Below are 12616 nucleotides of genomic sequence, written 5' to 3'. Positions count from 1 at the left end.
GATTGATTTTTTTACAAGGACGTAAATATAAACAAAATCGTCCATGCAGATTTGTAACAAGTTTACCGGTGCTCCATTTTTAAAGGCTGTTAATTAACACTGGGAATATAATCCGGTAAGTAAACCTGCTCTTTTTGCATATTTTGGATGTAAATTTTAGAATAAATTTCCAAACGGATATCGGTGATGTCTGTAGTCGTCGGCTTGTCGTCTTCATCTTCTCCAAATGAAAAAATCTGTTCTTCCCTTCTATTTTTTTTATGCAAAAAATAGTAAAAGTCTTTATTTTCCCAACCTTTTATATCACTTCCAGCATCATCTTGAACCTTCAATTTTGTAAACGTCTTCTGTAGATAGTTGTAAATATTTTGAAAATCATCTTTATTTTTTGAAGTCTTCAGTGCATATAGATAAGCAAATTCACCATTTTTATCCTCTGCCACTGTCAACGCTGGAAAAGGAACTCCGTTTAATATGGCTATGGTGTCCTTATCTTCATTGTAAGAAACCGTGGTGTAACGATAACCGAAATCTCTGACCGGCTTTAATTTTCGTGTTCCCCAGACTGCAGTAGACTCGATATAAAATGGTGTTGGCAAACTCCCTTCTGAATTAAAAACAGCAAGCGTATCCTTTTTAAATATGGCGGTTTCAAAGACTTCTTTCAACTCTTTCTTATCCATACTTCTAACGTCTGCATGCAGCAACTCTTCGCTCCTTTTTATCTTGGGGCCATAAAATTTGGATGCATTAAAGGTTCTATCCAATTTTTCAAGTATCACCCTGTCTGGATCTTGCGATTGACAGGAATACAGCATACCCGATAAAAGGATCAGACAGCATACACTATAATATAGAAAATGAAACGGCTTCATCGGAATTGTCATTTAAATTATTTTTGGGTTATGATCTTTACTTTGCCGTAAAGATCTTCAAACTAAAATAAATTTGTATTCATTTGCAAATGAAATTGTGCGGGATTAACACCTTTTGACTTTTAGAAGTGCAGCGCAATCCAAAGTACATCATTCGTGGTCGCTTGCTATTTGGGAGTCCTTCTGCTCAAATTCAGAAACATCACTAAGTAAATTGGGCTTCCAAGCTACTAGTCAGACTATAAAACGTATCCTTGCATATAAAAATCAATTTATCTATGTTTGAAATATACAAATTGTGTTAATTTAAATAGATCAAGAACAAGCAAGCTCATATGATGTTCAAAAAGGTATTTTCTTTCGTTTTCTGCTGTTTGTCTACAGCCATTTTTTCAACGTATCTGCACAAGATTTCAAGCTTTCCTCGTTGCCAAGTCAGTATCAAAAACCGGTCAAAAATGCACTAAAAGCTGCCGGCATGAATCGCACTGAATTAGAGAAAGTACTAGCGAAACTATCCAAAGAAATGCGTGAAGGGGCGGCTTTTCTCATAGCTTATATGCCCAAGAATGATTTAACGACTATTAAGAGTGATCATCTTATCCATAATATTGAAAAGGCTTACCAGGCAAGATCAACGTTTTCGTGGGCAAAGGAAATTCCAGATTCAATTTTTCTAAATGAGGTATTGCCCTATCGGGTATTTTCTGAAGATCTCGACGATTGGCGTGGTGACTTCTACGATCGTTTCTCAAAATATGTGGCAAATAGCAAAACGATAAAAGATGCCATTGTAGCCATAAATAAGAATATCAGAGATGAAGTGAAAGTCGATTACAATACGCAACGAAAAAAAGCAGATCAAAATCCATCTGAATCGATAAGCCAAGGAATGGCTTCTTGTACCGGATTATCCATTTTATTGATCGACGCATTGCGATCAGTAGGTATACCGGCTCGGATTGCGGGAACGCCAAACTGGCATGACAACCGTGGTAACCACAGTTGGGTCGAGGTGTGGATTAATGGTAAATGGTATTTTACTGAATATTATCCGGACAAAGACCTGAATTACAGCTGGTTTTTAGCAGACGCGGGTAAAGCCGATCCGAATAGCAAGGAACATTCTATTTATGCGGCTTCCTACAAACCGGCAGCTACCTCATTCCCGGCGTGGAGTGAAACAGAAGTGTATGCCGATAATGTTTCTCAGCGCTATATTGATCTATTCAATCAGCAATATAGCCAACAATTGAAGGACAAATCTTACACCCGTCTAAACGTAACCATGTATCTCAGTAAGGATCAATGTCAACCGGAAGGAAGAACAAAATGCAATGTAGATATCTTCCAAGGAAATGATCAAATTGGCGGAGGCTCGACTGCTACTAAACTGCAGGATGCGAATGATCATTTAACATTTATCGTGAAAAAAAATCAGTCTTATACTTTGAGGTACAGCAATAAAAGTGGGCCTACCGAAAAGAAAGTAACTGTAAACGATGAGCCTTTAAATGTGATATTATACTTCAATTAATGTAGATTATTATTTCGTAAATTGAAATTATGAAAAATATTTTTGACAAAACAGTGGGTGATGAAGTGATAGCACAGATTCAAAATCTTAATCCAGGCAGCAGTGCCCAATGGGGTAAAATGACTGTCGATGGCGTCTAATTAATCTCAGTTGCCAATTGGATCGCCAGGCGCGGGAGTGCACTGACGATCCAATTAAAGTTATCGCCACCAATGATAATAGTTATGCATGCCGTCGTATTCAAATCCACACCTCGGATAAAGACTATTACCGATAACATTTGTTTTCTCGGTCTCAAGCATCAGACCACAAGCTCCAGTCTCTTCACACCAAGCTTTACTTCGATCTATAAGCCGAACCGAAAGACCTTTACTCCGATGATCAGGATGCACAAATAGATCACTCAACAACCACTGCCGCTGCAATTTAGTATAATGAAACAATTTATAAAGCTGAACAAAACCAACCGCATGTTCGCCCTGAATTGTCAAAAAGATTTCTGACTCTCCGTTCAAAAATCGCTCCCTCAAAAATTCTTTGGCTTTTTCCAAATCCGATTCCTGTCTGTAGAAAATTCGATAAAGATTGAATAACGCTGCTGCTTGATCAAGATCCTCAAGACTTGCCTTTCTAATGTTATAATTCATTTCATTAAATAGTTTGATTTATAGTGCAAATGTATCCTAACTCTTTCGTATCAACCTCATCCAGATAGCAGATGTACAGTGGTCCAATCTTCGGTAGCATAGATTTCGATGCGACCAATAAACAAGTTCATAATAATTTCAAAAACAGACTTCATGCCCTTATAACTAATAGTTGTCGAATTATAAATGATTCTGAACGAATTGTAATTCTTCGATGCAGTCAATTTATAAGGTCCCTATATTTAGATATGAAAAGGAGAAAATTAGCAGCTACAGACAGTGAAACCTTTATCAATTATTACCTACCAAATTGGCGATCCATTATCATTGGCAGTATTTTGATTTTAATGGGGATAGCGACTTGTTTTATCGGTTATCATCCTCATAATTCACTTAAAGAGAATTTCAGCGCCATTGTACTTGACTTTAAAGACGTATTTCGCTTTTTAGTCTCATTATTTATGCTGTTACTCCACTTATCTTTTATTATCGGCGGCTTCCTTCTTCTAAAAAACAGCAGGAAAGTTATCCGAGCCCGGACAGATAAAAAAGGATTGTATTTTAAACGGATCGAAAAAAAGACCGGGAGTGTCTGGGCTTTGGCAGATTTGGATGCGCTGGTATTCGTGCCCTACATTCAAATCGTTAATATCCGCATTATTGAAAGCAATTGGTTGGGTCCGAGACTTGAGCTTGAGACTTTTCAAGGTAAAGAAATCCTGACCATGTTGAACGTATTAAGCCGAAAACAAAAAGAGCAAATTTGCCAAACCGTGAAAGAATTCGGCATTTAATAAGATTTACTGGTCCTTTTTTTTAAAAGAAGAAAGTTTACTAAAATCAGGACAAACTGATCCTAGTAAACTTTTAATTTGATTTACTTGTTCGTATAATTTTATAATCAATCGTTGGGTAACAACTGATCGACATATTCCCTGATCTCTTGGGGTAACATCAGATAAACCGAGGTTTTCAGATTTGCTTTACTTGGTTCCCCATCGATGAAAATATTCTTAAATCCTTCATTGAGCCATTTCCCCTCATCTTCTAGATATCCATGATATTTGCTGTTTAAATTCTCAATAATATTATTATCGTTTCCCATGTTTTCCGTCATTTATTATATGTAATCTGCATCTAAAATATTCGACAGGGAAACATCAACTTTGGTGCCACTCCTCCTTAAAATTTTTAAATTTGGCTATCCAATAGCATGTTTTAAGTTTTCTTAACATTTACATAAGCTAACAGGACAAAACCACTAAGCGTTATATATCAATACATTACAATTCTAAAAAAAACTACTTATTTTGCTTAAGTTGATATTATTTGCAATTTTTAGTAGTGAATACCGTAATTTTGTATTTTAATGTTTATAAACCTTTTACTTATGATACTAATAGCAGTTTTACTTCCTTGGTTATCGTTTTTTTTACGTGGTAAAATTCTAAGTGGCATTCTCTGTTTGATCCTTCAGATAACTATACTTGGTTGGATACCCGCAGCCATATGGGCGGTTGCATCGCGTGTTGACGGGAAAAATGAACAGCGCATGCGTAAATTGGAACGCAATATGCGCAATTACCGATAAATCATTAGGGCTCCGTTATTCGATAACCCGAACATCATTTAGATTCCAAAAATTGTTGTACTTGTTTTAATGTAAAATCAATCAGTTCAACGTTGACATCGCCATTAAAATCAGCCATCATATAGTTGCCATGATTTGCCGGTAGAATAAGTAATCGTGCAGCAGGAATCTGCTGTTGCATAGCAGCTAAATGTGTCGTTTTCACAACATCTTGGTCTCCGCCTAGCAAAAATACGGGACAGGTCAAACGCGTTAAGAATTCGGCGTCAAAATCCTGAAAGTGTATCATGCGCTGGCTGTCTTTTTCATACATATTTCTAAACTTCTCTGGATCTGGGTTCAGCTTCATAAAATTCTCCTTCAGAAATGGCGGCATATCGTTAATAGTTGACGCTTCCATACTTTCAAAAAAACCATCCAGAAGCCCCTCTCTTTTGGTATTTCCAGATGCTGCTATCAGCTTTTCGACCTTGTCTGGATACATCGTCGCAAATTTCAAAAGGGTTGTCGCTCCATTACTAAAGCCAAAAAACGAAGCTTTTCCGATGGAAAGAAAATCTAGAACAGCCAAAATATCTTTGGCATCCTGCTCGAATGTTTCAGCTGAGGATCGATGATCGGATCTTCCATGATTTTGGAGATCTATCAAAATCAACTGATACTGATCATGCAACCTTTTTACAGTCTCCTCAAAATCCGAAAAACCGGAGGAGCCACCACCATGAATAAGAACGAGAGGTTTTCCTGTGCCAAATATTTCGTAGTAAAGTTTTATCCCGTTAGCAGGTGCATAACCGCTTTTCGATTCTATTTCACGCATAATTTATACTAAATGGTCTATATTTTTATCATTAGCAATACGCTTCTACAGCGATTTGTTTTCTATAAATTTTTTAAAACTTAACAAGACCCCATCGGTAAAAGACTGTTGCAGGTCCAAACTTGTAAACGGATCAGGGTCGAAAGTTTCGCGAATAATTGTATTGTTGTCAATCGCCTGAAATTCCACAATACACTTTCTTCCCCCACTGTTACTTTCAATAGACTCCATCCAAATAATCTCATCGTACACACCCACATAATCAAATCCTTCGCGACTATTTTTTTGTTCCATTCTAAAATTAAACATCCCTCCTTCCCTAAAATCGATACCAGCAGCCGGACAGTGCCAATCGTCAAATGGAATATTCCATTGCATAATGGCATTAGCATCATTCCAGTATTTCCAAACATCGGCTAGCTGCTTTTCAACTAAAATAACCGAAACCAATTTTTTTACAGGTTGATCTTTATGTTTCATAGGATGTTTTAAATGATAAGAATCCTTTTATCTATCTACACCAGTTTAAAATCATTCCGTTCAATGTACTGAGATAAAAGGCTACATTGAACGACATCACAATATTAATAAACTATACAGAAATTCGACTTGTCCTATGACAATATTGACCTACGCTACACATTTTTCTGCGATACTGTAGAGATACACTTTATAGCTAATTAAAGGAGGAAAATCTAACGTAGTGGGTCGATTAAAGAATAAACTGATGACTGTGGTATATTTATTGTACGAACCTCATGGAACATATAAAAACCGATTCAAATGAGAAAATTAGCATTTATAGCAATGAGTCTTGTTACTTTCACGGCCTGTAATAATACTCCCAAGAACAATGAATCCAAAGAAGCAGTTGATCAAAGCAAGGAAGAAGCAACCTCGTCGATCGGCGGCAACAAGGATGAGCACGGTTGTTTGGTCGCGGCAGGACAAACTTGGAGTGAGATCAAACAAGGATGTATCCAGGTCTTTAATGTTGGCTTACGCCTAAATCCAACGGAGAAAGAAGAAGGAAAAGCTATCATTAGTGCCTTTGTTGTCCTTAGCGAGGACAAATCAAAGCTAGAATTATTCTTACCTGATGACAGTAAAAAAACCGTTATCTTGGATAAAGTTGAGAATGACATTTATCAGAAGGATAACTATAGATACGATGCTAAAAAATCAGCGCTTTATGTAAATAATACGATTAAATACAAAGGTGATGTCGAATAGCCTAGAAAGATTGAACTATTGGCACAATTTGCACTATATATGGCCCTGAATAATGATTCCCTATCATTTTATTCTCATTCACAGTAATATGATATTGGCCAATATCTTTAAATCTATAGGTAAACTCCTTGCCAAAAGGACCATCAGAAGAACCATCGGGCAGAAAAAGCTGACTAATTCGTACATTGGCTGTATCTATGGGAGTTTTTATTTTGATAAGAACCGAATCTGCCTGATGGACTGAAATGAAAATAGTATCTGTTTTCCCTGATACCATATTCATTTCCTTAGATCTTCCACCACCAAAAAAGGTTACGTTAGAAGGTAATTCCTGTGCCTTGTGATTAGATTCATTTGTACTGGATTGTGGTGGGCGCTGAGGAAATTGACAAGCTCCATAAATAAAAATTGCCAACACACTCATGATCAATAATCGTAATTTGCCCATAACGTTTTACTTAAAATAACAAAAGTTATTAGATTACGGTTTTAGTTACGACAACTTTTTCAGTACAAAACAAACGCTGAAATTGAATTTGTTACATCCTCCACAAACTCCATTTTGATTTGATTGCATGTGGATTTAGTTCCCGTATTTTTTGATAAAAAGCATAGAAATTCCTATTCCAGAGGGAATAGTTATGCGTAAAACTGAAAATGGACTGTCCCTTACTATCCAATTGAACGACGACTTGCCAGATATAGTGATTATTAATTTGAGTCGATGTCCTACGAAGCTCAATGATATCCACTAACCTAAAGGATCTACCTGCCCCGCCTCTTCGACCGACAGCGTAGAAATAATTTTCATCAAAAAAATAATCTTCGTCAGTTAGCAGATTATCTTCTATACCAAATAAAAAGGGACGTGATGACAGTTTTCTTAATTTACCTTTCTCAAAATGATCATTCATTTCATAGCTTTTTTTAACACCGTATAAATAATTCTTAGCTACATTTTTCCTATAGGCTTCTATCAACATGACAACGATCAACACACAACTGATAACCAAAATGATGCCTTTAGAATTCATTTATTCCACAAAAAGAAATTAACTTCCACAAGTCAGATAGAACATCGGAATTCCCCCTTCATCTTTCTCGATAGCATCTAATCCTTCGAAATAGCTATGGTCACCGAGTTGTTTCTGAGCGATTTGTTGTTCAAATTGATAAAGCAAATCCAAAGCTGTAAAATGTAGTGGATGTGAAGGCCACGTTAGACAACACTCAGACGGAATGATCACCATTCTACCATGCGATATTATTCCAAGGACTTCCTTTCTTTTCTTTAAGATACCCAATATACCTTTTCAAGTAAGATTTCCCAATTTTACTGTTTACACCAACTTGATCTTCTCCTTCCAGGAAATAATCGGAAAATTGCAACCAATCAATAAAATGCTTTCTCGCATATAGTGACAAACTCTTGAGAACATTTAATGCCACAGGTTTTGGTAAGTATCCAACGTCCGTTGCGGATGTCGTAATATGACTTACTACAGCAACAACAAAGGCATTTACCCCTGATTTAGAGATATCCCAAATGGATGTATCAATTTTGCCGTTTTTTCCCTCCAAAGCGGTCCCTCTCTTTTCTATCCCAAGTAACGTAAAGTATGAACTCAACATTTGAAGACAAGTTTCTCTATCCGTTATACCAAAATCTCTCTTTAGCAATTTGATAAAATCACTTCTATATTGATCAATTCTTGGATAATTACCAAATTGATATAAGTGAATCGGATAACTACCATCATCTCCGGCACTTCCGAATACCGTAAACCAATCCCCAAAAACAATCACTCTAAATGCGGCTCCTAGCGCATTACCAAACTGTTCTTCATAAGGAATATTCAGAAGTATAGTGTTATCAGGTACTAAACTTCCCGCCCTTTTTTCCTCTTCGGCTTTCAAAGTAAGTTCATCTTTGGCTTCATTTACACCTTCCTTTGCCGCATTCAATAATTCTTTCAAAAATTTAAACATAACGGTATTGATATTAACTACTTAAAAGAAATCTTACTTACTATATTTTGCTACCAGCGCATAATCGTACGGGATTCTCATGGACAGCTCGCGTGCTTGCCAAATATCCCCTTCGGACGCCTGGTAGAAATCATAGGCATTTTTCAAGAAATTCTCGCCGTTTGGAGCTTCAACCCAATCTTTCTTCTCTCGATTGTAGAGTAAAATCATACAACTTACACAGCGATAATTACCTGCTGTTTTTGGGTTTTCAAAACAAGTTCCAACTTTAATATTAATCTTCTGATTGATTATCACATCGGTCAATTTACGATCTGTGAGATGAATTAATGCAATTTGTGCATCCTCATGATCGGGTCGTAACTTTGCTATTACTAATCGCCCAAAATCTGCTTTTTTAATTTTTTCGATTTCTAAAGCCCTAAATTCCGGCGATATGCGATTCGTATCGACCGGATATAGATCATCTTCGGCAGCCGTCACTTCTGTCGTCGTTACTTCGGTGGCTCCGGAAGCCAATAGCTGCTTATTTTTTTCGTAATTTTCCCAATCTGCTGCGTCGTAGCTAACCCACTGCTGTATCTTATAGAGTAAGGTTTCCCTCTTGTTGACTTTTATAAAAAACGCTGCAATTAAAAATGAAACCAGCAATATGAACAGGATAATGAGGACTCTTTTCAAACTAAAAATATTTAATGAAGTATTTAAATCTGTAAAATCGTGAAAACATATCCCATGTTTTCATTGATCACCGTAAATCTGCACATAATTATTCATCCATTAAATCTGCAACCCATATTAGGTCAAAACTTAGCGATATTTGTAGCTTAATAATCAATATTTGAAAACAACATGACAATAGTTAATTTCAAATATTTTAACCAATTAAATACAAGTAGACTGTATGATTTCCGTATTTACTAGAGTAGGTCATAGACATCAAGGATAAAACTGAAATACATTGATACCAAATTGTATCTAATAACAGTTTTAAATCAATTTTTAGACAGTAGTCAATCATTGTTTATTCAGTCTACACTGAATGATCACTGAACAAGCACTGAGTAATCACTGAACAAGCACTGTCGAAAGTTAGAATCCGAGTACTGTCTGATCTTCCCTTTGTTGCCCTTGAAAATGATAAGAAAAAAATGACCAGCATATTGCATCCGAACACGTCAGCAAGCCCTTGATTAAGTAAACATAACCATAGATAGCCTATTTGACATCAATAAACTTAATTTGCTCAAATAATAGTCTGTTCAGATCACTGAAGATAAGTATGAGTTAGATCAGACAAATAGTTTAAAAATATCGAACAAGGCTGTCAATATATTCATAAAATGCTTCATAAAAAAGAAGTTACAAAGATCAAGCCAACTTATTGTTTAGCCAGAATGAGCTTTACAACTTTTTCAATAGGTCGACCAATTACGGCTACACCATCCTTTACAACGATAGGTCGCTCAATTAAGATCGGATACGCTAACATCGCATCGATCCATTGCTCATCGGTCAAATGAAGATTTTGGAATTTTTCCTGAAAAACAGATTCTCCTTTTCTGATAAGTTCCAAAGGTTTTAAATTGAGTTGTCCCAATAATTCAATCAACTGGTCTCTGGTTGGAACATCATTTAAGTACTCCTGCACTTCTATATCCACAGCTTGATGCTGTAGCACTTCCAATGCATTACAACTCTTGCTACAATTTTTATTATGATAAATTTTAATCATGGCCATAACATGTAAAGGGTATCTTTGTGATAAAGAAAAACAATTATTGGATAACGCAAAAATACGAACAAGATCACAAACAGTTTAAATAAAATACCATTAGCTAACCAAAAATTGGAATTCATTTTTGAGAAACTGATCCATTTATGACCTAGGATTGTTTCACTTTTTTTAATTTAGTGATATGAAATCAGCCGAAAGTGTAACAGATTTTTACAAAAGGCAACCAGGTTTAACTAATTTGGATTTGCCGCTAAATAATACCGGAATTGGGCATTTCAATGTTTTCAGTAGAAAATCCTGTACTGTCGTATCTCCGTACAATCGCCGTGATTTTTATAAAACCTCCCTTATTATAGGGCGTGGAAAACTATATTACGCAGATAAGTGGATACAAATCGATAAACCGGCAATGTTATTTGCGAATCCGGTTGTCCCCTATGCTTGGGAACCGGAATCCTCAGAACAATCAGGATGGTATTGTATATTTACAGAGGAATTTATACAGCATAGTGAACGGATAGAAAGTCTAAAAGACTCCCCGCTGTTCAAGATAGGCGGCAATCCGATCTATTTTCCGGATGAAACACAATTAGCAGAAATTTCTGCAATCTTCCAGAAGATGATAGTTGAAATGAACTCAAGCTACGTTCATAAAGATGATATGTTGCGAAGTTATCTACATCTTCTAATTCATGAAACCATGAAATCGAGTCCCGCAGCGAGTTTTGGATCTTATACCAACGCTTCAACCAGGGTATCGGGACTATTTCTTGAGCTGTTAGAAAGACAATTTCCAATCAATACCCTTCAGCTTAGCCTACAGTTGAAAAGCCCTGCAGATTATGCTCATGCGCTTTCGGTTCATATCAATCACCTCAACAGGTCGGTAAAAGAAGCCACAGGCAAAACCACCAGTACACACATTGCAAACCGTGTGGCCCAAGAAGCCAAAGCTTTGTTGTTGCATACCAATTGGAATATATCGGATATTGCCTACAGCCTAGGATTTGAATATCCTTCCTATTTCACCAATTTCTTCAAAAAGCAAACGGGGATGTCCCCAAACCAAGTCCGACGCGGTACTGTTTGAATTGTATAACAATCTGTTTAATTGTCTTAACTCCCTTCGTTTATTCCATGTGTACTTTTGTATTAAACAAAATGTCATTATTATGAAATATAGAAATCTTGGAACAACAAATGAAAAACTCTCTGCGATTGGATTAGGTTGTATGGGAATGAGCTTTGCATACGGACCTACGGACGAGAAAGAAAGCATTGCTACATTGGAAAGAGCATTGGACCTAGGCATTAATTTTTGGGATACCGCAGATATGTACGGCAACGGTGCCAATGAGGAGCTTATTTCAAAAGTACTTGTTCCCAACCGTGACAAAGTTTTTATTGCAACAAAATTTGGGTTTCGCTTTAAAGATGAAGTAGCGGGTCCAAGTGGTACGGCAAACACCTACTTCGATGGCTCGCCCGAATGGATAAAATTAGCGGTGGAAAAAAGTTTAAAACGCCTTGGAATAGATACCATAGATCTTTATTATGCACATCGCGTAGATCCCAATATTCCCATCGAAGAGACCGTAGGCGCTATGGCGGAATTGGTTAAAGAAGGAAAAGTGAGGTATCTTGGCTTAAGCGAAGCATCCCCCGCCTCAATCATCAAAGCAAATGCCGTACACCCTATAGCTGCTTTACAGAGCGAATATTCGCTCCTTACACGCGATGTAGAAAAAGAAATCCTAAAGACTGTACGTCAATTGGGGATAAGTTTAATTCCTTATGCACCGCTAGCGCGTGGATTATTTTCAAATTCTTTAAATCTAGAAAATCTCGCTTCGGACGACTTTAGAAGAACCTTACCGCGTAATCAAGGCGAACATGCTTTGAACAATGCACAATTGGTCGCCGACTTCTCTCTACTGGCAAAAGATAAAAACTGTAGTCCTATACAGCTCGCTTTAGCGTGGGTACTGGCACAGGGAAATGACATCATTCCTATTCCAGGAACTAAAAAAAGAAAATACCTGGAAGAAAATGTGGGCGCCCTTGACATACAATTATCGAATGATGATTTAAAAACAATTGATGAAATACTCCATAAATACCCTAATATCGGAGCTCGATACAGCGAAGGTGCTATGGCTTTAGTTAACCATTAATCCATTTTTGAG

General features: G+C 36.8%; 17 protein-coding genes. 6 read left to right on the top strand and 11 right to left on the bottom strand.

Translation table 11 applies throughout. The features are described from left to right. Positions 1 to 89 precede the first annotated feature (89 nt). A complete protein-coding gene (locus DTA23_RS23700; protein ID WP_204991067.1) occupies positions 90 to 887 on the bottom strand; it encodes a hypothetical protein in 798 nt (265 codons plus the stop codon). A gap of 466 nt (positions 888 to 1353) precedes the next feature. Between DTA23_RS23700 and DTA23_RS23695 the strand changes: the two genes are divergently transcribed. Then, positions 1354 to 2412 (top strand): transglutaminase-like domain-containing protein, encoded by a 1059-nt coding sequence (locus DTA23_RS23695; protein ID WP_146753191.1) that lies wholly within the window; start codon positions 1354 to 1356, stop codon positions 2410 to 2412. Positions 2413 to 2612: 200 nt separating this feature from the next. Here the strand turns inward: DTA23_RS23695 and DTA23_RS23690 are convergent, their stop codons facing one another. Beyond that, positions 2613 to 3059: a GNAT family N-acetyltransferase gene (locus DTA23_RS23690; protein WP_112376199.1), complete on the bottom strand. Its 447-nt coding sequence runs from the start codon at positions 3057 to 3059 to the stop codon at positions 2613 to 2615. Positions 3060 to 3307: 248 nt separating this feature from the next. On the opposite strand from DTA23_RS23690, the gene DTA23_RS23685 reads away from it, so the two are divergent. Continuing rightward, positions 3308 to 3853, top strand: a complete 546-nt coding sequence (locus tag DTA23_RS23685; protein WP_112376198.1) for a hypothetical protein — start codon at positions 3308 to 3310, stop codon at positions 3851 to 3853. A 107-nt stretch (positions 3854 to 3960) separates the two neighbouring features. Here the strand turns inward: DTA23_RS23685 and DTA23_RS23680 are convergent, their stop codons facing one another. After that, entirely contained in the window at positions 3961 to 4164 is a 204-nt protein-coding gene (locus DTA23_RS23680; RefSeq protein WP_139144971.1) for a hypothetical protein, read from the bottom strand. A 285-nt stretch (positions 4165 to 4449) separates the two neighbouring features. Between DTA23_RS23680 and DTA23_RS23675 the strand changes: the two genes are divergently transcribed. Next, complete coding sequence (locus tag DTA23_RS23675) at positions 4450 to 4650, top strand: YqaE/Pmp3 family membrane protein (protein ID WP_046674694.1); 201 nt, start codon at positions 4450 to 4452, stop codon at positions 4648 to 4650. A 34-nt stretch (positions 4651 to 4684) separates the two neighbouring features. On the opposite strand, the gene DTA23_RS23670 is transcribed toward DTA23_RS23675, so the two are convergent. Next, the gene (locus DTA23_RS23670; RefSeq protein WP_112376197.1) at positions 4685 to 5470 is read right to left on the bottom strand and encodes an alpha/beta fold hydrolase; all 786 of its coding nucleotides are present in this window, start codon (positions 5468 to 5470) and stop codon (positions 4685 to 4687) included. 45 nt (positions 5471 to 5515) lie between these two features. Further along, positions 5516 to 5950 carry an SRPBCC domain-containing protein gene (locus DTA23_RS23665; RefSeq protein ID WP_112376196.1) on the bottom strand — a complete coding sequence of 145 codons (435 nt, stop codon included), beginning with the start codon at positions 5948 to 5950 and terminating at the stop codon, positions 5516 to 5518. A gap of 303 nt (positions 5951 to 6253) precedes the next feature. On the opposite strand from DTA23_RS23665, the gene DTA23_RS23660 reads away from it, so the two are divergent. Continuing rightward, the gene (locus DTA23_RS23660) at positions 6254 to 6703 is read left to right on the top strand and encodes a hypothetical protein (protein WP_112376195.1); all 450 of its coding nucleotides are present in this window, start codon (positions 6254 to 6256) and stop codon (positions 6701 to 6703) included. A 1-nt stretch (position 6704) separates the two neighbouring features. Here DTA23_RS23660 and DTA23_RS23655 read toward each other — a convergent pair whose 3' ends face one another. The 6 genes from DTA23_RS23655 to arsC form a co-directional block, all read right to left on the bottom strand. Then, positions 6705 to 7151, bottom strand: a complete 447-nt coding sequence (locus DTA23_RS23655; RefSeq protein WP_112376194.1) for a hypothetical protein — start codon at positions 7149 to 7151, stop codon at positions 6705 to 6707. 91 nt (positions 7152 to 7242) lie between these two features. Further along, on the bottom strand, positions 7243 to 7617 hold the full coding sequence (locus DTA23_RS23650) for a hypothetical protein (RefSeq protein WP_156167670.1): 375 nt from the start codon (positions 7615 to 7617) through the stop codon (positions 7243 to 7245). A 138-nt stretch (positions 7618 to 7755) separates the two neighbouring features. Next, complete coding sequence (locus DTA23_RS29820) at positions 7756 to 7890, bottom strand: hypothetical protein (protein ID WP_256604644.1); 135 nt, start codon at positions 7888 to 7890, stop codon at positions 7756 to 7758. Between the two features lie 64 nt (positions 7891 to 7954). Then, complete coding sequence (locus tag DTA23_RS23640) at positions 7955 to 8692, bottom strand: DUF1266 domain-containing protein (RefSeq protein ID WP_112376192.1); 738 nt, start codon at positions 8690 to 8692, stop codon at positions 7955 to 7957. A gap of 33 nt (positions 8693 to 8725) precedes the next feature. After that, positions 8726 to 9373, bottom strand: a complete 648-nt coding sequence (locus tag DTA23_RS23635; protein ID WP_201303551.1) for a hypothetical protein — start codon at positions 9371 to 9373, stop codon at positions 8726 to 8728. Between the two features lie 700 nt (positions 9374 to 10073). Then, on the bottom strand, positions 10074 to 10427 hold the full coding sequence (gene arsC / locus DTA23_RS23630; protein ID WP_112376581.1) for an arsenate reductase (glutaredoxin): 354 nt from the start codon (positions 10425 to 10427) through the stop codon (positions 10074 to 10076). Positions 10428 to 10611: 184 nt separating this feature from the next. Here arsC and DTA23_RS23625 point away from each other — a divergent pair, with 184 nt between their 5' ends. After that, positions 10612 to 11520 carry a helix-turn-helix domain-containing protein gene (locus DTA23_RS23625; RefSeq protein ID WP_112376190.1) on the top strand — a complete coding sequence of 303 codons (909 nt, stop codon included), beginning with the start codon at positions 10612 to 10614 and terminating at the stop codon, positions 11518 to 11520. A gap of 82 nt (positions 11521 to 11602) precedes the next feature. Beyond that, complete coding sequence (locus DTA23_RS23620; RefSeq protein ID WP_046674575.1) at positions 11603 to 12604, top strand: aldo/keto reductase; 1002 nt, start codon at positions 11603 to 11605, stop codon at positions 12602 to 12604. Positions 12605 to 12616 lie beyond the last annotated feature (12 nt).

This window comes from Sphingobacterium multivorum (assembly GCF_900457465.1).
GTDB classification, from domain to species: Bacteria; Bacteroidota; Bacteroidia; order Sphingobacteriales; family Sphingobacteriaceae; genus Sphingobacterium; species Sphingobacterium multivorum.
The sequence above is the reverse complement of the archived record's forward strand: the minus strand, read 5'-3'. Positions and strand labels throughout refer to the sequence as shown.

What these genes read in the sequence shown, in the direction of transcription:
- DTA23_RS23700 (WP_204991067.1), bottom strand. Translation starts at nt 887, where the DNA reads ATGACAATTCCGATGAAGCCGTTTCATTTTCTATATTATAGTGTATGC.
- DTA23_RS23695 (WP_146753191.1), top strand. Translation starts at nt 1,354, where the DNA reads ATGAATCGCACTGAATTAGAGAAAGTACTAGCGAAACTATCCAAAGAA.
- DTA23_RS23690 (WP_112376199.1), bottom strand. Translation starts at nt 3,059, where the DNA reads ATGAATTATAACATTAGAAAGGCAAGTCTTGAGGATCTTGATCAAGCA.
- DTA23_RS23685 (WP_112376198.1), top strand. Translation starts at nt 3,308, where the DNA reads ATGAAAAGGAGAAAATTAGCAGCTACAGACAGTGAAACCTTTATCAAT.
- DTA23_RS23680 (WP_139144971.1), bottom strand. Translation starts at nt 4,164, where the DNA reads ATGGGAAACGATAATAATATTATTGAGAATTTAAACAGCAAATATCAT.
- DTA23_RS23675 (WP_046674694.1), top strand. Translation starts at nt 4,450, where the DNA reads ATGATACTAATAGCAGTTTTACTTCCTTGGTTATCGTTTTTTTTACGT.
- DTA23_RS23670 (WP_112376197.1), bottom strand. Translation starts at nt 5,470, where the DNA reads ATGCGTGAAATAGAATCGAAAAGCGGTTATGCACCTGCTAACGGGATA.
- DTA23_RS23665 (WP_112376196.1), bottom strand. Translation starts at nt 5,950, where the DNA reads ATGAAACATAAAGATCAACCTGTAAAAAAATTGGTTTCGGTTATTTTA.
- DTA23_RS23660 (WP_112376195.1), top strand. Translation starts at nt 6,254, where the DNA reads ATGAGAAAATTAGCATTTATAGCAATGAGTCTTGTTACTTTCACGGCC.
- DTA23_RS23655 (WP_112376194.1), bottom strand. Translation starts at nt 7,151, where the DNA reads ATGGGCAAATTACGATTATTGATCATGAGTGTGTTGGCAATTTTTATT.
- DTA23_RS23650 (WP_156167670.1), bottom strand. Translation starts at nt 7,617, where the DNA reads ATGAATGATCATTTTGAGAAAGGTAAATTAAGAAAACTGTCATCACGT.
- DTA23_RS23640 (WP_112376192.1), bottom strand. Translation starts at nt 8,692, where the DNA reads ATGTTTAAATTTTTGAAAGAATTATTGAATGCGGCAAAGGAAGGTGTA.
- arsC (WP_112376581.1), bottom strand. Translation starts at nt 10,427, where the DNA reads ATGATTAAAATTTATCATAATAAAAATTGTAGCAAGAGTTGTAATGCA.
- DTA23_RS23625 (WP_112376190.1), top strand. Translation starts at nt 10,612, where the DNA reads ATGAAATCAGCCGAAAGTGTAACAGATTTTTACAAAAGGCAACCAGGT.
- DTA23_RS23620 (WP_046674575.1), top strand. Translation starts at nt 11,603, where the DNA reads ATGAAATATAGAAATCTTGGAACAACAAATGAAAAACTCTCTGCGATT.